The organism is Rhizobium sp. BK377 (assembly GCF_014193935.1).
Lineage (GTDB): Bacteria > Pseudomonadota > Alphaproteobacteria > Rhizobiales > Rhizobiaceae > Rhizobium.
Genome location: NZ_JACIAC010000004.1, coordinates 427,720 through 449,294, shown reverse-complemented (window position 1 = coordinate 449,294; position 21,575 = coordinate 427,720). Strand labels below are relative to the sequence as shown.

21 protein-coding genes are annotated in these 21,575 nt (G+C 58.1%); 9 read left to right on the top strand and 12 right to left on the bottom strand.

The genetic code is table 11. From position 1 onward, the window contains the following. Positions 1–40: 40 nt before the first annotated feature. The 5 genes from FHT92_RS19195 to FHT92_RS19175 all read right to left on the bottom strand — a co-directional run bounded on the left by FHT92_RS19195 (position 41) and on the right by FHT92_RS19175 (position 4,649). Positions 41–877, bottom strand: a complete 837-nt coding sequence (locus FHT92_RS19195) for a MetQ/NlpA family lipoprotein (RefSeq protein ID WP_183828276.1) — start codon at positions 875–877, stop codon at positions 41–43. Then, complete coding sequence (locus tag FHT92_RS19190) at positions 874–1,119, bottom strand: hypothetical protein (RefSeq protein ID WP_183828273.1); 246 nt, start codon at positions 1,117–1,119, stop codon at positions 874–876. Before FHT92_RS19190 ends, FHT92_RS19195 begins: the two co-directional genes overlap by 4 nt. Further along, positions 1,116–1,676, bottom strand: coding sequence for an FMN reductase (gene msuE / locus FHT92_RS19185; protein WP_183748212.1), 561 nt, complete (start codon positions 1,674–1,676; stop codon positions 1,116–1,118). The genes FHT92_RS19190 and msuE overlap by 4 nt, the downstream gene beginning before the upstream one ends. A gap of 204 nt (positions 1,677–1,880) precedes the next feature. Beyond that, on the bottom strand, positions 1,881–3,083 hold the full coding sequence (locus tag FHT92_RS19180; protein ID WP_183828270.1) for an MFS transporter: 1,203 nt from the start codon (positions 3,081–3,083) through the stop codon (positions 1,881–1,883). Positions 3,084–3,449: 366 nt separating this feature from the next. After that, entirely contained in the window at positions 3,450–4,649 is a 1,200-nt protein-coding gene (locus FHT92_RS19175; protein WP_183828267.1) for an MFS transporter, read from the bottom strand. Between the two features lie 106 nt (positions 4,650–4,755). On the opposite strand from FHT92_RS19175, the gene FHT92_RS19170 reads away from it, so the two are divergent. Further along, the gene (locus tag FHT92_RS19170; protein ID WP_183828264.1) at positions 4,756–5,706 is read left to right on the top strand and encodes an AraC family transcriptional regulator; all 951 of its coding nucleotides are present in this window, start codon (positions 4,756–4,758) and stop codon (positions 5,704–5,706) included. Positions 5,707–5,751: 45 nt separating this feature from the next. Here FHT92_RS19170 and panB read toward each other — a convergent pair whose 3' ends face one another. The 3 genes from panB to FHT92_RS19155 form a co-directional block, all read right to left on the bottom strand. Then, the gene (gene panB / locus FHT92_RS19165; protein ID WP_183828261.1) at positions 5,752–6,573 is read right to left on the bottom strand and encodes a 3-methyl-2-oxobutanoate hydroxymethyltransferase; all 822 of its coding nucleotides are present in this window, start codon (positions 6,571–6,573) and stop codon (positions 5,752–5,754) included. Next, a complete protein-coding gene (gene panC, locus FHT92_RS19160; RefSeq protein ID WP_183828257.1) occupies positions 6,570–7,445 on the bottom strand; it encodes a pantoate--beta-alanine ligase in 876 nt (291 codons plus the stop codon). Before panC ends, panB begins: the two co-directional genes overlap by 4 nt. A gap of 198 nt (positions 7,446–7,643) precedes the next feature. Next, positions 7,644–8,237 (bottom strand): transglutaminase-like cysteine peptidase, encoded by a 594-nt coding sequence (locus tag FHT92_RS19155; protein WP_183828254.1) that lies wholly within the window; start codon positions 8,235–8,237, stop codon positions 7,644–7,646. Positions 8,238–8,771: 534 nt separating this feature from the next. Here FHT92_RS19155 and FHT92_RS19150 point away from each other — a divergent pair. The 6 genes from FHT92_RS19150 to FHT92_RS19125 all read left to right on the top strand — a co-directional run bounded on the left by FHT92_RS19150 (position 8,772) and on the right by FHT92_RS19125 (position 15,555). Continuing rightward, positions 8,772–9,800, top strand: coding sequence for a CorA family divalent cation transporter (locus FHT92_RS19150; RefSeq protein WP_183828251.1), 1,029 nt, complete (start codon positions 8,772–8,774; stop codon positions 9,798–9,800). A gap of 280 nt (positions 9,801–10,080) precedes the next feature. Then, positions 10,081–11,466 carry a cache domain-containing protein gene (locus FHT92_RS19145; RefSeq protein WP_183748197.1) on the top strand — a complete coding sequence of 462 codons (1,386 nt, stop codon included), beginning with the start codon at positions 10,081–10,083 and terminating at the stop codon, positions 11,464–11,466. Then, positions 11,463–12,107: a response regulator transcription factor gene (locus FHT92_RS19140; RefSeq protein ID WP_183748195.1), complete on the top strand. Its 645-nt coding sequence runs from the start codon at positions 11,463–11,465 to the stop codon at positions 12,105–12,107. Before FHT92_RS19145 ends, FHT92_RS19140 begins: the two co-directional genes overlap by 4 nt. 117 nt (positions 12,108–12,224) lie before the next feature. Next, a complete protein-coding gene (locus FHT92_RS19135; RefSeq protein ID WP_183748193.1) occupies positions 12,225–12,773 on the top strand; it encodes a TRAP transporter small permease subunit in 549 nt (182 codons plus the stop codon). 14 nt (positions 12,774–12,787) lie between these two features. Then, a complete protein-coding gene (locus FHT92_RS19130; protein ID WP_183828249.1) occupies positions 12,788–14,368 on the top strand; it encodes a TRAP transporter large permease subunit in 1,581 nt (526 codons plus the stop codon). Positions 14,369–14,439: 71 nt separating this feature from the next. Further along, positions 14,440–15,555 (top strand): TRAP transporter substrate-binding protein, encoded by a 1,116-nt coding sequence (locus FHT92_RS19125; RefSeq protein ID WP_183828246.1) that lies wholly within the window; start codon positions 14,440–14,442, stop codon positions 15,553–15,555. Between the two features lie 104 nt (positions 15,556–15,659). Here the strand turns inward: FHT92_RS19125 and FHT92_RS19120 are convergent, their stop codons facing one another. The 3 genes from FHT92_RS19120 to FHT92_RS19110 all read right to left on the bottom strand — a co-directional run bounded on the left by FHT92_RS19120 (position 15,660) and on the right by FHT92_RS19110 (position 17,901). Further along, positions 15,660–16,532: an alpha/beta fold hydrolase gene (locus FHT92_RS19120; protein ID WP_183828244.1), complete on the bottom strand. Its 873-nt coding sequence runs from the start codon at positions 16,530–16,532 to the stop codon at positions 15,660–15,662. A gap of 307 nt (positions 16,533–16,839) precedes the next feature. Then, a complete protein-coding gene (locus tag FHT92_RS19115; RefSeq protein ID WP_183748385.1) occupies positions 16,840–17,028 on the bottom strand; it encodes a DUF3008 family protein in 189 nt (62 codons plus the stop codon). A gap of 429 nt (positions 17,029–17,457) precedes the next feature. Then, entirely contained in the window at positions 17,458–17,901 is a 444-nt protein-coding gene (locus FHT92_RS19110) for a gamma-glutamylcyclotransferase family protein (protein ID WP_183828241.1), read from the bottom strand. A 282-nt stretch (positions 17,902–18,183) separates the two neighbouring features. Between FHT92_RS19110 and FHT92_RS19105 the strand changes: the two genes are divergently transcribed. Further along, a complete protein-coding gene (locus tag FHT92_RS19105) occupies positions 18,184–19,689 on the top strand; it encodes a phospholipase D-like domain-containing protein (RefSeq protein WP_183828521.1) in 1,506 nt (501 codons plus the stop codon). Here FHT92_RS19105 and FHT92_RS19100 read toward each other — a convergent pair. After that, positions 19,627–20,598 carry a lysylphosphatidylglycerol synthase domain-containing protein gene (locus tag FHT92_RS19100; RefSeq protein ID WP_183828239.1) on the bottom strand — a complete coding sequence of 324 codons (972 nt, stop codon included), beginning with the start codon at positions 20,596–20,598 and terminating at the stop codon, positions 19,627–19,629. The genes FHT92_RS19105 and FHT92_RS19100 overlap by 63 nt on opposite strands. Positions 20,599–20,696: 98 nt before the next feature. Here FHT92_RS19100 and FHT92_RS19095 point away from each other — a divergent pair, with 98 nt between their 5' ends. After that, positions 20,697–21,425, top strand: coding sequence for an endonuclease/exonuclease/phosphatase family protein (locus tag FHT92_RS19095; protein ID WP_183748382.1), 729 nt, complete (start codon positions 20,697–20,699; stop codon positions 21,423–21,425). Positions 21,426–21,575: the final 150 nt, after the last annotated feature.

Here is a 21,575-nt window from a genome sequence, read left to right as displayed (position 1 = left end):
GGCCGCCTCGGTTGCTAACGCCCTACTAAGGGCGGCGAAATCAGTAGGCGCTGAGGCCCGTACCCTTATAGACCTTATCGAATTCGGCCTTCACAGTCTCATTCTGATAGGAGGAGACGAGGGTCTTTACCCAGTCGGCATCCTTGTTTTCTTCCTTCACGGCGATGAAGTTGCGGTAAGGATTGTCGGCGATCGGCTCCTGCGCGATGCGCTCCTGTGGGGACAGACCGCTCTTCAGCGCCCAGTCGGTATTGACGACGCCGGCGTCGAGGTCATCGATGGAGCGGCCGACGATACCGGCATCGAGTTCGCGGATTTCAATGTTCTTCGGGTTTTCGGAGACGTCGACGATCGTTGCCAGAATGCCGGTGCCGTCCTTGAGCTTGATCAGGCCCTCGTTCTGCAGAACGCGAAGGGCGCGGCCTTCGTTGGACGGATCGTTCGGGACACCGATTACGGCGCCCGCGGGCAGTTCGGCAACCGACTTGTGCTTCTTGCTATAGAGACCGATCGGCCAGACGCCCGTGTAGCCGACACGGACGATATGATAGCCGTGCTGCTTGATCTGGTTGTCGAGATAGGGCTGGTGCTGGAAGGCGTTCGCGTCGATTTCGCCGCGCTCCAGAGCCTCGTTCGGTTGGGTGTAATCGTTGAAGGTGATCGTTTCAATCTTGAGGCCCTTCTTGGCGGCTTCGCTGGTGACGACCCGCCAGACATCTTCATCCTCGCCACTCATGATGCCGACCTTGATCGACTTGTCTTCGGCAAAGGAAGGAGCCGGCGCGGCAAAGGCGATGAGTGCGGCCGCAGAGGCGGCAATCGTGAGAGCCGCGCGGCGCGAAAGCGAAACGGCGCCGAAATTGTTTTTCTTAGTCATTTTTTATCCCGTCTGACTTGATGAGGCCGAGCCCCGAGCAGGCGGATAATTGCAAATACGGGCATGGCGAGCGAAGCACGAACGTCTGATGTCTTCTCATCACCGGAAAAACTCTTGCCGCCTCTTCGAGACCAGCAGGATAAAATTCCATCAAAATTATGGATTAATCCAGCTGCTAGGCGCGCTTCAAACAAAACGGCGCCCGAAGGCGCCGCTGAAATCCGTCTTTGGATATCGTTCATTCCGCCGCGATCAGCCTTGAGCTTCTGACCGGAAAGAAGGCTGCGAGTTCGCCGATGACCTCTCCGATGCGCTTGGAAAGCTGTTCGGAGGAAACGCGATAGTCAGTGAAATCGCGGTCCGAGGCATAGACGGCGGTCGGCAGCGTATGGGCCATGAAGAAGCCGAAGAGCGGGCGCAGCTGATGCTCGACCATCAGCGCATGACGATCGCCGCCACCGGTCGCAGTGATGACGATCGGCTTGGCACGCAGTTCATGCGGGTCGATGAGATCGATCAGATGTTTGAAGAGACCCGGGTAGCTACCCTTGAATGTCGGCGCGCCGACGACGAGGACGTCGGCATTGGCAACATCGGCGATGATTTCCCTGGCGCGACTGTCGAGGTCGTCGCGACGCAACGCCTGGCCGAGCGACGGCCCGACATCCGTCAGGTCGTAAATGGTGTTGTCGAAACCATATTTTTCGGCGGCGAGGCCGGCGATGTTCTCGACCAGCGCAAAGGTCTTCGAGGGACGATTGAAGCTGCCGGCAAGACCGACTAGTTTGGGTGCAGACATATCATTTCCTTCCGCTATCGCGCCGTCGATGGCTCCATCATGAGACGGATATTATCTATCAAAATAGTAGATTAAAGAAATGACGATCTGTCTTCGCCGAAGGCCGGAGAAAAAATATTCATCCGAACGCAACGTCTCGCCGGGCGCTTGCGAATGCCAAAGAGGCACCGAAACGTATTTCGGCGCCTCTTTCTGAGCGCGAACTTAAACCGCTCGATGCTTTGGGATGCGCGGCAGGAAGATGGTGAGCAGTCCGAGCAGCGGCAGGTAGGAGCAGATGCGGTAGACGAAGGCGATACCATGCGAGTCGGCAAAACCGCCGAGCAAGGCCGCACCGAGACCGCCCGCGCCGAAGGCGAAGCCGAAGAAAACACCGGCGATCAGGCCGACGCGCCCCGGCACCAATTCCTGTGCGAAGACGACGATGGCCGAGAAAGCAGACGCGAAGACCAGGCCGATGACGACGCTGAGAATGCCCGTCCAAAAGAGGTTGGCATAGGGCAACAGCAGTGCGAAGGGGATCACGCCGAGGATCGAGAACCAGATGACGAAGCGTGCACCGAAACGGTCGCCGATCGGCCCGCCAAGAAAGGTGCCGGCGGCAACCGACCCCAAGAACAGGAAGAGCATCAGCTGCGCCTGCTGCACATCGAGCTGGAAACGGTCGATGACGTAGAAGGTGAAATAGCTTGAGACGCTTGCCATGTATACATTCTTGGTCGCCGTCAGCAACACGAGGATGAGCAGCGCCCAGACGACCTTGCTCTGCGGTAGCGGCAGCGTGCGGCTCGGCGCCGGCTTGCTGGCATTCTTACGACGGTGGCTCATGTACCAGTTGCCGACCCAGCTCAGGACCACGATGCCAATCATAGCGATCACGGACAGCCAGGAAACGCTGTGCTGGCCGTTCGGCAGCACGATGAAGGCCGCAAGCAGAGGGCCAATCGCCTGGCCGGCATTGCCGCCCACCTGGAAGAAGGACTGGGCAAAGCCGTGGCGTCCGCCGGAAGCAAGACGCGCGACGCGCGAGGATTCCGGATGGAAGACAGCCGAACCGAAGCCGATGAGGCTTGCGGCAACGAGCAGCAGCTCGAAGCTGCCGGCATTGCCGAGCAGGATCAGGCCGCAGAAGGTGCTCGCCATGCCGACCGGCAGCGAATAGGGCATCGGCCAGCGGTCGGTGACGATACCGACAAGCGGTTGGAGCAGCGAAGCGGTGACCTGAAAGGTCATGGTCAGGAGGCCGATCTGCACGAAATCGAGGTCGTAATTGGCCTTGAAGAGCGGATAGAGTGAAGCAAGCAGCGACTGCATGATGTCGTTGAGCATGTGGCAGAAGCTGACGGCCACCAGGATAGACATTGCGGTCTTTTCAAAACGGGGCGCGCTCTCGGCAACGGACGCCATGGGTCTCCTCCTGCGCGGCCGGAACAGGCCGTCGTCGGTTTTTGGTGCGGCTGTTTTTAAGGCGATCGTGGCTTGGAAAGTCAATTGTCAGCGGCGGTCGCTGAAAAAGCGTTTATCGTATGAACAGAGACGATTACAGCCCAGTTCTGCATGGATCGGTACGCAATTGTAAGATTCTTGCTCCCGATCCCGCAACAAATTCCCTGCTGGCAACCGGATTGCGGATTGAAACGAAGGGCTTCGTGAAAGGATCCGAACTACGACCATAGAATCTTGAAGGACCCGTGCGCCTCCAGCAAGACTGTGGATAGGCCATGTCTTTGCCATCGCCTATCTTAGCAGCTCGGAACTTCGAGAAACTTCGTGCTACGAAGCCGTTTCCACAGTTCTTCGGCCGCGAACACCGATGACGATCGCTCCACAAAGAGCCGAAAGGGCTGCGAAGCCGAACACTCCTTCAAGCCCTTGGGCGTCGACAATCAGGCCGCCGATTGCTGCCCCGCTTGAGATCGCAACCTGGAAAGTCGTCAACATCAGAGCGCCGGCGCTTTCTGCCTCATCGGATGCAGCTTGCGTCACAAAACTCTGGACGCTTACAGGCAAGGCTCCGAACGCGAAACCCCAAAGGGCAGTGGCAACGAAAGCAATGATCGGTAGGATGCCGGCGAGTGCCAAAAGCAGTGTCGTTGCGGCGATTCCGCCTGCTGCAATCACGATGGACAACCTCGTGCTTCGCTCCGAGACAAAGCCACCGAACAGATTGCCAAGAAATCCACCGATCCCGAAGGCCAGGAGCGCGCCGGAAATGCCTTCGACTTGCAGATGCGGAACTGTTTCCAGGAAAGGACGAATGAATGTGAAACCTGCAAAATGGCCGGCCACGACAAGCAGCACCGTGAGCAGGCCGAGGCGGATGGCCGGACGGCGCAGCACCGCGGCCATTGTCGCCAATCCCGCAGAACCGGTGGCTGGCATCGCAGGCAAGGTGAGGATCTGCACCACGAGTGCGACGCCGCCAACGGCGGCGGCAATCAGGAAAGCGGAGCGCCAACCATAGGCCTCCCCTACCCACGCACCGACGGGAGCAGCGCAAACCGTTGCAACGGAAACACCGGTCATGATGATTGCCATCGCCCGCGGCATCAGTTGCTCCGGAACAAGCCGCATGGCGAGCGCCAGCGATAAGGCCCAGAAGCCGCCGAGCGCGATACCAAGCAGCGCACGGGCAATGAGAAGCGCGATAAGCCCACCGGCAGACGCTGCGAGGAGGCTTGACAGAATCAGCAGGCTCGTCAAGCCGAGAAGGGTTATGCGGCGGTCGATCCGGCTCGTACCGATGACCACGGCGGGTCCGGCGAAAGCGCCGACGACCGCCGTCATCGTAACCGACTGACCCGCAGCGCCGATACTGACATTGAGATCATGGGAAATCGGGGTGAGCAGACTGGCCGGCAGAAACTCGGCCGTGACGAGACCGAAGACTCCGAGCGAAAGCGAGACGACGCCGGCCCAGGCGGGCTCCGATTCTTTGGTCTTTTTATGGAATCCACTGGAATTGAGATTCATATGCCATCTCCAAACATGTTGCAGTAAGGCTAGACGGCTCGTTCTGGTGCTTCTATGCTAGAAAATCCATAAATCATGACCGTTCGTCCAAATGAGGAAAGTGTCCATGAGCGATGCATTGACGGAAATGATGCGGGGACTTCGCCTGGACGGGGTCGATTATGGCCGTTGTCAGCCTTCTGCCCCGTGGGCTACGGCGTTTCCGATGAAGCATGAAGCGCAGTTCCATTTTCTGGCTGCCGGAAAGGCGTTTGTGCAGACGCCGGACGGAGATTGGATGGAGATGCATCCGGGCGATGCGGTCCTTCTGCCGCGGGGCGATGCCCACGTGCTTGCAAGCGAGCCTGGAATAACTCCGACGCCGGTCGAGTGCATGACGCGCAGACCGGTCTGCGACGGCATTGTCGACCTGCAGTGTCCGTGCGCGGACAGCAAAAACCTCTTGTTCTTTGCTGTCATGCGGTTCAACGTCGACAAGCGTCATCCGCTGCTGCAACTCATGCCAAACGTGATGCGGACAAGCGACCTCTCGGTGAGCGAGCCCTCTATCCCTGCCCTTCTCGATGCGATGATGCGCGAAGTGGATATGAACCGCGTCGGCGCTGGCGGCATCCTGGCCCGCCTCGCAGATGTTCTCACCGCGACGATCATTCGAGCATGGGTCGAGCACGGGTGCGGCGACTCTTCCGGCTGGTTGACGGCGGTTCGCAATCCCGAGGTAGGACGGGTTCTAGCAGCCATCCATCTCGATCCTGCCCATGATTGGACGGTCGAAGAACTCGCACGGAAGATGGGGGCATCCCGATCGGGTTTTGCCGAACGTTTCGCCAAGGCAGTTGGTGAGACGCCTGCCCGTTACGTTGCCCGCATGCGCATGCACCAGGCGCATCAGTGGCTGCGCGAAGGACAGCGTGTCGCCGCGATTGCCGAACGGCTGGGTTATGAATCCGAAGCGTCGTTCAGCCGTGCCTTCAAGCGCATCATTGGCGCTCCGCCCGTAACCTTTCGCACGCGCACTCTGGATGCAACTCGTCCCAGAGGTCAGCTCGCATCCTGAGATCGGCGTGGGTCGCCAGGCTCTGCAAGTCAACAGGCCGCCCAATCAAGACCGGCGCTTGAATGTATGTTTTTCCGCGGGGAATGCGCGGGAGCGCACCTCGCCCGCATAAGCGGCAGCCGCCGCCCCGACCCTCTTTCCAAGTTCGTCGTACCGTTTGACGAAGCGCGGCGTGAAGTCGTTGAACAGCCCGAGCATGTCGTCCGAAACCAGGATCTGGCCGTCGCAGGCGGCCGAAGCACCAATCCCGATCGTCGGAACAGGAATTACCGTCGTCACCTCGCGAGCAAATGTCTCGACCGTTCCCTCGATAACGACCGCAAAGGCGCCCGAGTTGCCGATTGCCTCGGCGTCACGCCGGATCTTGGCAATCTCCGTCTCGGAATGTCCAACGGATCGATAGCCGCCGGCGGTATGAACCTGCTGAGGCATGAGGCCGATATGTCCGAGAACCGGAATACCGCGCGCTGTAAGGAAGGAAATTGTCTCGGCCATCTCCTCGCCGCCTTCGAGCTTGACCGCATCGCACCCCGTTTCCTGCAGAATGCGTACTGCGTTGCGATAGGCCAGCTGCTTCGACTCCTGGTAGCTGCCGAAGGGCATGTCGACGACCACGCAGGATCTAGCGACGCCGCGCATCACCGCTCTGCCGTGGGCGATCATCATGTCGAGCGTCACTGCCACGGTGCTTTCCATGCCGTAGAGAACCATGCCGAGCGAATCCCCAACCAGCAGGAGATCGCAATGTTCGTCCAGGAGCCGCGCCATCGGCGTAGTATAGGCCGTCAAACACACGACCGGAGTTCCGCCCTTCATCATCCGGATTCGTGTTGGCGTCAGGCGTTTTGCAGAGCCGACAGCGCTCATTGTGCTTCTCCCTTTCCGGATAAGCTTTTCCTCGCAATCACCCGGTTGTCGAGAAGCTTGGTCGAGCCAATCCGCACGAACAATGCGACAACCACCGGGTCCTCGATTTTCGAGACATGCTTCAACGTCGAAGCATCCCTTACAGCAACGACTTCCGGCGTTGCCAGGGGTTCCCGGCTGATGAAGCCGACCAGCTTCGCTTCAAGGACCTGCGGGTTGGTGAGGCCCTGAGCGACGAGGCGTTCTGCCTCCTCCAATGCGCGCGGGATGATGACCGCTGCGCGTCGTTCCTCCTCGCTGAGATAAACGTTGCGAGAAGATAGAGCGAGGCCATCCGCATCCCGGATCGTCGGCACCGAAACGATGCGCACTGGCAGCGCCAGATCGTCTGTCATCCGTTTGATGATGACGACCTGCTGGTAATCCTTCTCGCCAAAATAGGCGTTGCTCGGCTGGACGATATTGAAGAGCTTGCTGACGACGGTCGCAACCCCCGCGAAATGCCCCGGCCGAACAGCGCCTTCCAGCTCGCAGCCAAGTTCCGGCACATCAACCACAGTTTTCATCGGGTGCGGGTACATATCTTCGACACCGGGCGCAAAGAGAATATCGACGCCAGCCTTTTCCAGCATCGTTCGGTCGCGTTGCAGGTCGCGCGGGTATCGGGTCAGGTCCTCCGTCGGCCCGAACTGGAGCGGATTGACGAAGATCGAGGCAACGAGGATTTCGTTTTCAGCGCGGGCTCGCGCAACAAGTTCCATATGCCCCGCGTGAAGATAACCCATCGTCGGCACGAAACCGACGCCACCGCCATTTGTTCTCACCGCGGCAAGCGCTGCGCGCACCGCGTCAATGCTCGATAGGACCTGCATGTGCCCTCCCTGTCCGCCTTCCTGACGTTTGGAGGCGGATAGAAGATGTAAGCTGGGTCACAGGTCAATGGATTCTTTTCGATAGGACCGATTAGATGAGGAAACGTCCATCAGCGCGTGTTCAAATAGTGCTTACTGCGCGACAGGGGCCGACGGCAAATTAATGGTGTTTCCGCCCCGCGTGGCATGTCCGGGCATCTAAAGTTCGTACCATGTCCGCGGATTGTCGCCCGACTGGATCATCAGCCAACGCAGATCCGTATCCTTCCAGCTCTTGATCGCATTCGTACGATTATCGAGCACCAGATCGCCTTGATCGGTCCTGACGACGAGAACCGCGTGGCCCTTGCCATCGGGCGTCTTGGTCACTGCGATACGCAGCGCCTTCGTCGACCAGCCCATAGCGACGAGGTGATCGCGTTTCGTCAACGCAAAATCTTCGCAATCGCCCGCCGCCACGTTCACCTGCCAGACATCGCCTTGATCCGGCCGGTCGTCGAGTGAGCGGATCGAGCGGTTGACGGAGGTGTTGACAGCGCGAAGCTGCTCGTCCGCCAGTGGGCTCAAGGAAACTTCGGAAACATCGCCGCGAGCAGTGCACTCATCTGGATTTCGAGCGCAAAACATCACATGCGCGAAAGGTGCTGTAGTCCGGCGCTTTTCAGAAATATAGCTGACTACAGGCGCCGTCTTCAGGCCACGGGCTGCACCGGCAGGACCGTCCGCGTGAGCAGTCTGAACCGCGAACAGAGATGCAAGCGTCACCACGATAACCAGTTTATGCTTACGCATCTTCTACTTCCGTGTGGGGGTTGATTGAGCTTCGCCCAGCCGCGATGAAGCCCTGGCGCCTCATTCGCACGGCTGGCGCCTGATCGCGATCCTTATTTCCGAAAACGATAATATTTTCAAATGCGTAGCTATATGCGTGTTTCACTTTGCGACCCGGACGCATCCAAGTTCTGGGGCGTATCCTGTCATTCAGTCACAGAATGCCCATCGCAACCAGACGCATGCCGCCAACGGCTTGACAATTTAAACTAGTGCGGCGGGACAGCCGTTTCAATTGCCGCGATGCGTGCTGATTTGGAAAAAGTCACCCGCAAGATGTTGGGGTGCGTCGTCCTGAACGGCTGATCCGCTCGGGCTGGCGCCGATGATCGGCGTGGTGATCGTCGGATTGCCTGCTAACTGGGAACTACGATCTTCATCAGCGAAATCGCTTTCGCAGCAACAGCTTCAGTTTCTCTGCTGTTGAAAATTCGCCTTCGTGCCAATAGCGTTCTGATAGCGCGCGCCGACATCGCGCGGCGGCTGGAGGTACTCATGCACGAGCAGGCCATGAACGTTGCGAGTTACGGCGTAGAGCCGGGTTTGCGTTTCGCGGTGCTCCTTGACGGAAATGGCGGCTGCCGCACCCTTGACATGGAAGCGGTGCGTCGATGGGCGCCAGATGACGGCGTCGTCTGGCTGCATTTCGAGCGTGATCATCCAGCCGCTGCGGAATGGGTGGCGACGAGAGGCGGCTTCGATCCGCTCGTTGCGGAAGCCTTGCTGGAGGAAGAAACGCGCCCGCGCGTTGAGAGCATCGATGACGGCCTGCTCATTATCCTTCGCGGCGTCTGCGCCACGCCCCCGGAAGAAGCAAAAGACAGGCCTGCCGAAATCGATCTCGTTCCTCTTCACATATGGGCAGACCAGCGCAGGTTGGTAACCCTGCGCGACAGCGGCCATTATATAACCGCCTTGCGCGATATCCGTCTCGCCCTGGATAAAGGCAAAGGTCCAAAGCAGACGGGGGAACTGCTCGCTCTCGTCAGCGAAAAGCTGGTGCGCGACCTTGAGCCTGTGCTCGACGCAATGGACGAAGAGGTCGATGAACTGGACGAATTGATCTTTCACGGCGAAGCCAGTGAAGTACGCGAGCGGCTAAAGCAACTTCGCCGGCGCTCCGTGCAGCTTCGGCGCTATCTCGCACCTCAGCGCGACGCCTTGAACCGTATCGAGCATGACGACGCACCCTTTCTGAAGGAGCGTGATAAGCTGCGCTTGCGCGAAGTCATCGACAAGCTGATGCGCTTCATCGAATATCTCGACGCCATCCGCGACCGTACCGGCATTCTGCATGACGATCTCTCGACGGTCATCAGCGAGCGGATAGCCCGCAATTCCAATCGCCTCGCCGCCCTCGCCGCGCTGCTGCTGCCGCCGAGCGTTGTGGCCGGTCTTTTCGGCATGAATGTCGGCGGCATCCCCGGCGTCAACGACACCTGGGCTTTTATCATCATAGTTGCTTTCGTTGCGATCATTTCCGTCGCGACCCTGATGGTCCTCAAGCGGATCAACTGGCTTTGAGGAGCTGAAGACAGAGATCCAGAAGGTCCTTCGAACGACTTCAACGCATGCCACCTATAAGGGCCAGTTCCTGGAAAAGACCGGCAATCTCGTCGACCAGCCAACCGCCTTCCTCATGCTGCGCCTGCATCGCGAACGTTTGTCGGATATCGCGCTGGACGTCATTGGCGAGATCAGTTCCGCGGCGTGCAGATTATGCCCTTTGTCACGCGCCGAACTCAAAGCTTGAGCCGAATGGACGAGACGGACTAAACTCGTTGCTTTATGAGAGGCGGTTATCTTGCAACTTCGTCATCAAATTCTCGCGCTTGCGATCCTTCCACTGGTGCTGACGATTGCCCTGATAACGGCATTCACGACGTGGCAGTCGTCCAATTTGGCCCAGAGCAGCATTGATACCTTCGAGCGCAATTTGTTGAAGGCAAAAGAGACCGAGCTTCTCAATCTTACAAATCTTGCTCTGTCGGCGATCAAAGATGTCTACGACAATGCTGGCCCCGACGACGAGGCGGCAAAGGAACGGGTAAGGCAGATATTGACCTCACTCGATTACGGGCAAGACGGGTATTTCTTCGTCTACGACTACGACGGTAACAATGTCGTCCATCCACGCCAGTCGTTCCGACCGGGACACAACTGGTTCGATCTTGTCGACCCAGACGGCGACAAGGTCATTGCCAACCTGATCGCCAAAGCGAAGGAAGGCGGGGGGCTACACCAATATAAATGGGAAAAGCCTTCTTCCCGATCGATGGCCGACAAGCTCTCCTTTGCAGCGGGCCTCGATAAATGGCGTTGGATGATCGGCACAGGGGTCTATCTGGACGATGTCTTTTCCCAAACTGAAGCGGCCAAAGCAGACCTGAAGCAGAGCATCAGGCGTACATTTGTGGTCGTCACTCTGATTGCTGTTCCGTCTGTTCTCCTGGTCTTTGCGACCTGCATGTGGATCACCCTGCATGAACGGCGGCTGGCCGACGGAAAACAGAAACTGCTCACGCAGCGTATCATCGACACGCAGGAAGAAGAGCGGGCAAGACTGGCACGAGAACTGCACGATGGTGTCTCACAGAACCTGATCGGCGTCCGCTATGCATTTGATCTCGCCTCTCGAAAGGTCAGGGCAAGCGCCGCCGACGCTGGTGCTGCAATCGATCGAGGAATCGATGCATTGAATGGTGCAATCAAGGAAGTCAGGGACCTGTCGCATGAATTGCGGCCACGCGTTCTCGATGATCTGGGGCTGACCGCCGCCTTAACATCGCTTGGAAACCACTTCGAAGAGCGGACGGGGATTTCCGTATCGGTCGAATCCTCAAGCCCGGACACGCTCAAATCCGAGGCTAACACCGCCCTCTATCGGATAGCACAGGAAGCTCTGTCGAATGTCGAGCGGCATGCAGGCGCTTCTGAGGTCACGATCAGGATATGGAGCATGAAGGGACGCGTGCGTATGTCGATTGCTGATAACGGGATCGGTTTCACTGAAAAAACCGAAAGTCGCAATCCAAATTACTCGGGGGGACTGGGGCTTAGAAACATGCAGGAACGTATGGCGCATTTCCGGGGAATTCTGATCGTTCAGACGAATGAGAAGGGCACGACATTGACTGCGATGTTCCCGAAATCCGCAAATGCGGCGACGTCAGCGCCGAAGGCAGCATGAACAGAAAACCTGCAATTTCCGTCGTCCTTGTCGACAATCACCCGCTTGTTCTTGAAGGCCTGCGCGCCATCCTCGAAACCTACGAGCATATAAATGTCGTTGGCACCGCTGGAGCCGTTCAACCGGGTTTGGATATTGCGGCACGACAAGCCCCAGATATCGTTCTCCTGGACATCAACATGCCGCAGATCAGTGGCATTGAGGCGATCGAGATCTTCAAGAAGGCGGCACCGTCGACGAAAATCCTGATGCTGTCGATGCATGACAGCCGCGAATATATTTCGGCATCGGTCGTCAGAGGTGCCTCCGGCTATATCCTCAAGGATGTTCCCAACGAAGAAATCATCGGGGCAATTGAAACTGTCGCTGCAGGCGGAACCTATTTTTCCACCGGCGTGTCGGACGTTCTTATGCAACGCAAGCAGACGAAAGAGAACGATCTGCCGATCACGACGCGTGAGCGGGAAATCCTGGCGCATCTTGCCATCGGGCGGAGCAACCGAGAGATTGCCGGATTGCTCGACCTGTCGGTTGCAACCGTCGAAACACATCGCAAGACGATCAAGCGCAAGCTTGGTGTTTCCACGACGGCTGATCTGACGCGTATTGCGATCGAGCACGGACTGACCCCGGCGGTTTGAGCGCTCTACCCAGTAGTGGGTAGGGACCGTCAGATTACCGCTCTCTCGTATTGCGCCTGCAAAAAGCAGTTCGTAGGTGTCCTTTGCGGCCGCTTCGTGCGGCCTCGGGAGGATTCCATGGCCGGACTTTTGACGCTGTCGCGTACGATAGACGCGATCAATACTTTCTTTGGCAAAGCCGTTTCCTGGCTACTGCTGCTCGCCGTCCTGATCAGCGCGATCAACGCAACGACACGCAAGCTGTTCAATCTCAGCTCCAATGCGTGGCTGGAAGCACAATGGTACCTTTTCTCCGCAGCCTTTCTGGTTGCGGCGGCCTGGACGTTGATGAGCAACGAACATGTGAAGGTCGATCTGGTCTATGGTCGCCTCTCCCGCCGGGTTCAGCTCTGGATCGAAGTTTTCGGCACGATCTTCTTTCTCTTCCCCTTCTGCTTGATCACCATCTACCTCTCTTGGCCGAGCGTCATCGAGAAATTTTCTACGGGCGAGATATCCAACAATACCGGTGGCCTTATCCTCTGGCCGGTCTGGGCGATGATCCCTCTGGGTTTCGGGCTACTTGCTCTCCAGGGCCTCTCTGAGCTCATCAAGCGCATTGCAATCCTGCGCGGCGACTTGCCCGACGCGGTCGCCCTTGCTGACGCGGAAGCGCAGACTCTCTAAGGCGGAACCACATCATGTTTGCTTTCTTTGCGGAAAACCTCGCGCCGATCATGTTTCTGTCGCTGATCGTGGTGCTGCTGCTCGGCTATCCGGTCGCGTTCGCACTCGCCTTCGTCGGCTTCGTCTTTGGCTTCGTGGGCATTGAAATGGGGCTGCTGCCCGTCAATCTCTTCGGTGCAATCCCCGATCGCATCTTCGGACAGATGTCGAACGAGACGCTGCTTGCCATCCCGTTCTTCACTTTCATGGGCTTGATCCTTGAACGAAGCGGAATGGCCGAGGACCTGCTCGACACGATCGGGCAGCTCTTCGGGCCTGTCCGCGGCGGTCTTGCTTTTGCGGTTATCTTCGTTGGTGCAATCCTTGCAGCCACCACTGGCGTTGTTGCCGCATCGGTTATCTCCATGGGCCTGATTTCGCTACCGATCATGCTGCGCTACGGCTATGATCGGCGTGTCGCCGCCGGGACGATTGCAGCCTCCGGCACACTGGCGCAAATCATCCCGCCGAGCCTCGTACTGATCATCCTCGCCGACCAGCTCGGTCGTTCCGTCGGCGACATGTACAAGGGCGCGCTTATCCCGGGCCTGCTGCTCGTTGCCGCCTATGCCCTCTACATCATCACGATGTCGATCATTCGCCCCCCGAGTGTTCCGGCATTGCCCGCGGCGGCGCGCACGCTCAAGGGCTGGAAGCTGTTGCACCGCGTGATTATCTCGCTCGTCCCGCCGCTGGTGCTGATCTTCCTCGTCCTCGGCACGATTTTCATCGGCCTTGCAACGCCGACGGAAGGCGGTGCGATGGGCGCGGTTGGTGCACTTGCCCTCGCAGCCATCAACCGTCGTCTCGATCTGGCGATGATCAAGTCGGCGCTTTATGCGACGGCAAAACTGTCGTCCTTCGTCATCTTCATTCTTCTCGGCGCCCGCGTCTTCTCGCTGACCTTCTACGGCGTCAACGGCCACGTCTGGGTCGAGCATCTGATGACGTCGATCCCTGGCGGCGCAGTCGGCTTCCTGATCGTAGCGAACCTGCTCGTCTTTTTCCTGGCCTTCTTCCTCGACTATTTCGAGTTGGCCTTCATCATCATTCCGTTGCTTGCACCGGTCGCCGACAGCTTCGGCATCGACCTCATCTGGTTCGGCGTGATGCTGGCGATCAACATGCAGACCTCGTTCATGCACCCGCCGTTCGGCTTTTCGCTCTTCTATTTGCGTTCGGTCGCGCCAACGCGAGCCTATAGGGACAGGATCACAGGCACGACGATCCAGCCCGTTACCTCCGGTCAGATATACATGGGTGCTTTGCCTTATCTCGGCATACAGCTAGCCATGGTGATCGTCGTCATCGCGTTCCCTCAACTGGTGACCCATTACAAGTCCGGACGCGTGGCAGTGGATCCGTCGACGATAGAACTGAATGTTCCAATGCCAGGCGAGGGCGGGGCAAATCCCTTCGGCGCACCGGCAGCACCGTTCGGAGCCGAGCCGTCAGAAGGCGAAACCGCGCCGCCCGCCTTCGATGCACCGGCACCGGATTTCGGATCACCGACGCCAAGCTTCGGGAACCCGGAACACAACGGAAGCAATCCCTGATTCCAAGCCCAACACATAGCCAGATCGCAGCCGCAGTGCGCGGCCGCGCCAACCCACAGAGGAGGAGCATCATGACGAGAGATATAGGCCGCAGAGGATTTTTGACGAAAGGTGCGCTGGCCGGCGCCGCAACCGTGGCGGGGGCGTCGCTTGCCGCCCCGGCAATCGCCCAAAGCGCGCCGACGCTGCGCTGGCGCCTGACATCGGGTTTCCCAAACAATCTCGACACGATCTACGGCGGTGCCGTGGTCATGGCGGACGCACTCAACAAGATCACCGAGGGCAAGTTCCAAATCCAGGTCTTCCAGGCCGGCGAACTCGTGCCGGGTGCCCAGGCGATCGACGCCGTCAAGGCCAATACCGTCGAGCTTGCTCATACCTGCGGCTACTATTTCACGGGCAAGGATCCAACGTTTGCTATTGGCTCCACAATCCCTTTCGGCCTGAACGGCCGCCAGCAGAACGCCTGGCTCTATCACGGCGGCGGAAACGAAGCCTATAACGAGTTCCTTTCGGACTATGGCGTCGTGGGCATTCCGGGTGGCGCGACCGGCGCCCAGATGGGCGGCTGGTTCCGCAAGGAGATCAAGTCGGTCGCCGATCTGAAAGGCGTCAAAATGCGTATCGCGGGCGTTGCCGGCGAAGTCATGTCGCGTCTCGGCGTCGTCCCCCAGCAGCTTCCGGGTGGCGACATCTACCCTGCGCTCGAACGTGGCACGATAGACGCCGCCGAGTGGATCGGCCCTTATGACGACGAGAAGCTCGGCTTCTACCAGATCGCCCAGAACTATTATTACCCGGCCTATTGGGAAGGCGGTCTGACCATCCACTTCTTCATCAACAAAGCGCAGTATGAAGGATTGCCTGACACCTATAAGGCAGCTCTTGATGTCGCCTGCAAGGCGGCGAACGTCAACATGCAGGCGCTCTACGACGTCAAGAATACTGCGGCGATCCGCTCGCTCGTCGGCAAGGGCGTCAAACTGCGCCCCCTTCCGCGTGACGTGATGGACGCCGCCTACAAGGCTTCCTTCGAACTCTACGGTGAGTATAGCCAGAAGCACCCGACCTGGGCGAAGATCTATCCGGGCTGGAAGAAGTTCCGCGACGAGAGCTTTGAATGGTTCCGTGTCGCCGAATACAGCTATGACAGCTACATGTACGCCGCTCAGGCCGCGAAGAAGTGATCATATCGGAGCCGGGTTCAACCCGGCTCTTCTCTTTGCGATCGGGAGCGCTCACATCAGACAGATTTTCTGAACATCATCGGGCATGCATTGAAGACCTCTGTTCAAGGCGTGCTCTTGTGAACTCGGCCAAGAAAATCGCGGATGAGCGACAACACCTCATGGAGATTAGTCTCAAGAAGCCAATGACCCCCATCCAGCAGATGCAGTTCGGCGTCGGGCAGATCCCGGAGATAGGCACGCGCCGACTTCTCCGGCATGTAGCCGTCCTGAGGCCCCCATACAATCAGCGTCGGTGGACGATATTTGGCAAGGTAGTTTCGATGTTGGGGAAACCACGCACGGTTCTCTTTCAGGCCGGCGATCAGGTCAATCGCAATATCCTTGCGCTTCGGCGTCATCAACGACCAATGCAGCTTCCAGAGGTCGGGAGGAATCTGCTTGGCGAGATCGGGCCTAACATCGTTCAGGAATTCCTCCCTGAATGTCTCCTCGTTGATCGCCTCCGCCACTTTCGCCCTCATATCGTACCGCGGTAGCTGCCAGGTCTTCTCGATCTCGGCATATTTCGATCCCAACGCATCTTCGTAAGGGATATCGCCATTTTGGATGATGAGCGCCACGATACGCTCCGGCGCCTTGATGGCCAGCCGCGCGCCGATCGGAGATCCGAAGTCGTGGAGATACAGCGCGAAGCGCTCCACGCCCACCGTCTTCACGAAGCTGTCCAGAAAGTCGGCATAGCCGTCGAAGCTGTAGTCGAAGTCATCAGGGGTCGCGCTATAGCCGGCACCTGGAAAATCCGGCGCAAGCAGCCGCCAGCGATCCGCCAGCCTCGGCATCAGATTGCGGAATTCATACGACGAGCATGGATAACCGTGCGGCAACAGGACCACAGGGGCGTTTTCCGGCCCCGCCTCGCGGCAAAAGACATCGATACCGTTGACGGTCACATATCTATGGATCGTTGGTTGCACACATACCTCCTGACCAGTGAGATTCCTGCAGGCCGATCATCAAAAACCCGCGGCAATTGATCCATCCGCTGTCATCGCAGGCGCTCACGCAGATGAACGAGCGCCGTCACCGCAGGGCCGCAGTAGACGTTGACACCATCGACCCTCTCACTCCGCCCAGCTAGGAGGCCACGCTTTTGGTCCAAGTGACCATCATGGCGGCAGTCACCATTCACGGGAAACACCGCCAGTGACAAACTTGTCGTCTATCCCCGCAAAACCGGCAAAGACTCCGCCGCAACCCGCTCTTGAAAGCGATCAGTGGGCCTCAAGAATTAGAGGAGTGCGCTGGCTTTCCCTTCTGCTTAGTGGACGCCATGTCGTGAAGTTCCTTCTCGCTCATGGAATCGACCATGCTCTTTGAAGCGCCTTTCAGTTCGCTCTTCTTCTTCTCGCCGCGCTTGGCGGCAAGGGCTGCGCCGGCAGCCATTTGTTGGGATTTTGATTTTGCAGGCATCATGAAGCTCCTTCAGCCAAAAGTCCCCTGACACTAGGGATCGATGCACCGGTTAGCGGCATGATCCCGATATTGTTCCGTCTCGAAATTCTTGCTGTCGAGACCCTCTCCTCCGAATGCTACGCTTTGTCCCTTTCGGAAAGCACGAGCCATGGTCTTTCTCCTTCGAGGTTCATCGAATTTCACCTGGCAATTGCAGCAACAGCACGGATGATCTCTGTGATGGGGCATCCTGAGCCGCACATGCCGGAGAAGGTGGTTGTCTGTCCAACGCATTGTCATTCCAATCGTTCCTTACGAAACGATCGATGCCGGCAATCTCGAGCGGCAAAACCTATGTTACCAACAGCGGACCCGAATGGGGTAATGCAGAGTTTCAAGCGCCTGCCTGCTTCGGGAGAGCGATGCCGCGGAAAACCTCTGATCCTTTCAGAGATCCGATACTGAGTTGCAGCGATGCTCGTCTCTTCGGTCGAATGGGATAAACCGCCTGTCTTCGTAAATTCGGAGATAACCCGAGTGAATTGGGTCGGCGAGTTGCCGCGATTTCAGGTAGACAAGTGCGGACCATGCTGGTCCGCCGACGACCGGCTCCACTTCTATCGCCACTCGCAGGTTGCCCGGCTTGCCGACGGATTCCAGCCGATCCAGCTTTGCTATCGTGTCTTCGTCAGCCTCGTAGAGTTCACCGATGACGCGATATCCGACGCCCGGTTCGTTGAACATCATCGGTGCGAACCAAGGACCGGCAATCAGCATCGGATAACGGTCGCATGTCCTGCAAATCCCGCGAAAACTGCTGCAGGAAAGCCCCTGTTCATGAAGAGGAAAGCCTCTCTTCAGAGTTCCGAAAGCAAAGACGTTCCGTGTCATCCGGGCCGGCCCCTACGCAGTTTGGCCTCTCCGATCGTCAGAATGGAGTTAACGCAACTGCTGCTTTTAATGTTGCAATCCGACTGAAGGTTGCCGCCTTTCGGCCGATCGATGATCGCAGTTTGAATTGTGAATTTTGGCATGCGGCGAAGCGAGGGTGTCCTGCGCACCACCTCGCCGATCGGCATTGGGGCCGTTTCTGCTGTCGGCGAGTCGACACGGGGCCTAGGGAACCTGAGGAAATCCTGAGCGTTTGTGATCAGTTCAGAGGCCAAGGCAATCATGACCATATCTAAAAATATATACCATCACCCGACGTTATCCCAGGCAAAGGAACAGCGGCGAAGCAGCGGCAAAAAACGCAGGGCGAGAAGTTTCCACGTTGGAGACATCGCTGCGAAGACTGCCTTCCTGGTTAATGGCAATAATTATTTCGCGGAACTGGCGCGCACCCTGCGACAAGCTAAGCGCACCATCTGGATCGTCGGCTGGGACTTCAATCCCGATATCTTACTGGAGCCGGAAAAGTCCGATGAGACATTGGGCGACATGCTGCATTCGTTAAGCGCGGCAAATCCGGCGCTGAAAATACGCATCCTCATCTGGACACTCGGCCCGATTTATTCGGAAAAATCCGTAAAGCTGTTACGAAAGAAGGCCTTCCCGAAAAGCCCGGGAATCGATCTGCGCTTCGATATCCAGAGTGCGATACGTGGCAGCCACCATCAGAAACTCGTGTGCATCGATGACGCTGTCGCCTTCATTGGTGGAATGGACTTGACGTCACGGCGGTGGGATACCCGACGCCATCGCGCCGACGACAAACTGCGACGAGCGCCTGAAGGTGTCTTCTACGATCCGCTGCACGACGTTCAGGCGATGGTCACCGGCGATGCCGCGCGGCGCGTCGGCGAAATCGCAAGACGGCGCTGGGAACAGGCTACCGGTGAGATTCATGCGTCGGTTGCCGAGGGCATCGATTTCGCCTGGCCGGACGATCTTTCCATTTCAATGGCCAACTGCCCAGTCAGCTTCGCTCTGACAGAGCCGTCGACGGCCTTTCGGTCCGGCGCCGGCGAAGGCATCGCCATGACGCTCGATGTGATCGCTGGAGCCAAGCGACAGCTTTACATCGAGACGCAGTATTTTTCCTCCTTCCGCGTCGCCGACGCCATTGCAGCGCGTCTTCAGGAGGAAGAAGGGCCGGAAGTAGTGGTCATCTGCACGCGCAGCTCCCATGGGCTGATCGAAAAGATCGTCATGGGCAATAATCGTGATCGTGTCATTCGGCGGCTCAAGCGAGTTGATCACAAGAACCGGCTGCGCGTTTATTATCCAGTCGTGCCGGGGAAGAAGGCTGAGGTGGAAGTACTTGTCCATTCCAAACTCATAATCGCCGACGACGACGTGGTCCGTATCGGCTCCTCCAATCTCAACAATCGTTCCGAGGGGCTGGACTCGGAATGCGACATGCTTCTCGAAGCCGGAAATGCAGATCACCGCCGGGCGATCGCCGAGCTGCGCAACAGGCTGTTGGCGGAATTCCTCGGGGCTGGGATAAAGAGTTTTGCCGCGGCCAACACCCGTTCCGGCTCGATGATCGCTGCCATCGCAGCGTTCAACACCGGGCCGCGCGGCCTGCGGGAGTTTGAGGTCCAGCCGTTCGGCAGCACCACTCCGATTGCCGGTACAACTATCTTCGACCCCGCCCAGCCTTTTTCGCTGCTACGCAGACTGGGCTTGCGCTCGTTTTTCAAGCGCATCGGACTCACCGCTCGCCCCGCGTGAGCGCCGTCGGAACACTGCCTCGCTGATGATCAGCAAGGTGGTGCCGAGCGTCAGCGGAATGAAGAAATAGACGCAGCGAAATGCGATCAGTGCGCCGATGGACGCCTCCTTCGGCAGCACATAGGCAACCGTCGCCTCGAGTACCCCGAGGCCGCCTGGAACATGCGTCGCGAGGATGGCAGAATTGGCGAGCACGAAAGCCGTCGCCGATTGGAAGAAGGCGATGTGGCCGAAAGCGGAGAGCATCTGGTGAAGGCAGGCTGAAACGAAGATGAAGTTGATCGTTCCAACCGCGATCTGTGCAACCGCAATGGAAAACTGCGGCAACTGAAACGACCAGCGCCAGACCTGCAATTTGCCGCGGACGAAAAAAGCCAGCGCGGCATAGATGCCCGGCACCGCGAGAGCGAACAGGCCGAACAGTCGGCTGCTTGTCGTCTCGATCTGCAGCAGACGCCCCGCATCCACGGGATTGAGGATCATTGCAAGACCGCCCAGCGTGATCAGTCCGAACCCGACTGTGACGCCACAAAAGAGGATGATCTTTGCCATATCCTCGGTCGTCAGTCCCCAGCGTGTGTAATAACGGTAGCGAATGGCTCCGCTGCTTAGTCCCGCAAAGCCGATATTGTGGCCGAGCGAAAGGCTGACGAAGGAAGCCAGCGCCACCTTTGGGTAGGGCAAGGACTTTCCGAGAGAACGGATTGCCAGGAAATCGAAGCAACTCAGACATAGATAGGACGCAGCAGCACAAAGAACTGCCAGACAAACCCTCCAAAGGGGTATGCTGCGCATCGACTGGATGACTTGGTCGAAACTATACTGCTCGAAAATCCGGTAGAGGAGAAAGAATGCCAGGCAGAGGGCTGCAATGAGCAGTCCGTTCCAGATTATGCTTTTCAATGTCATCGATCATCCATATCCGAGGTGTAAGGGCTGCTGCTCGATCTCCGGGAACGAACGAGCGAGTTTTGTGTTCCTTGCAGCAGCAACCTTTCAGCAGGCACATGCCGGATAAACCGATCAGACTTTTGACCTACAATGTGCATAGCTGCATCGGTACTGACCGCAAGCTTGACCCCGGCCGCATCGCCAATGTCATCGCCGAGGCCGAGGCCGACATCGTTGCCCTGCAGGAAGTCGACGTCGGCAGGCGAAGGACAGGTGGTGTCGATCAGGCTCACATGATCGCATCACTTCTGAAGATGCAGGCGCATTTCCATCCGGCTCTGTCGGTCGCCGAAGAGCAATACGGCGACGCAATCATCACTGCGTTGCCCACAGGCGCGGTCAAGGCCGGCCCGTTGCCGTCTATTGGCGAAACGCGCGGCGCACTTTCCGTCGAAATAATGGTTGGCGAAAGAAAACTGCTCGTTGTCAACACGCATCTCGGCCTTCGCGGGCGCGAGCGCATCCAGCAGATGACCACGCTGCTGAAGTCCGGCTGGCTGCGTGGCACGGCAGAGGAGTCCGTTCCGAGTGTCCTTTGTGGCGATTTCAATGCTATCCCGGCATCCGCGACCTATCGTCTGGCCACACGGTCGCTGAAGGATGCCCAATTGACCGGTGCGGCGGCGCCGCGACCTACCTTCCCTTCCCGCTACCCGCTTATGCGCCTCGACCACATCTTCGTAAGTCACGAACTGATCGTAAAAAAAGCCGCAGTCCTTGAAACACGGCTCGCGAGGATCGCCTCGGACCACCTCCCTCTTCTTGCGGACATCGGTTTCAGTTGATCCGTAACCTCCGTCAAGCTTCTTGCAACCAGCTTGACTAGCCATTGGTAGGCAGGAGCCTAGACCTGAATATAGCTGCCTCGATTTTTTTATTTATCCTAAGCTGAGATGGTCGTGCGAGAGGAAGCGGCGACACAACAGCAATACTGC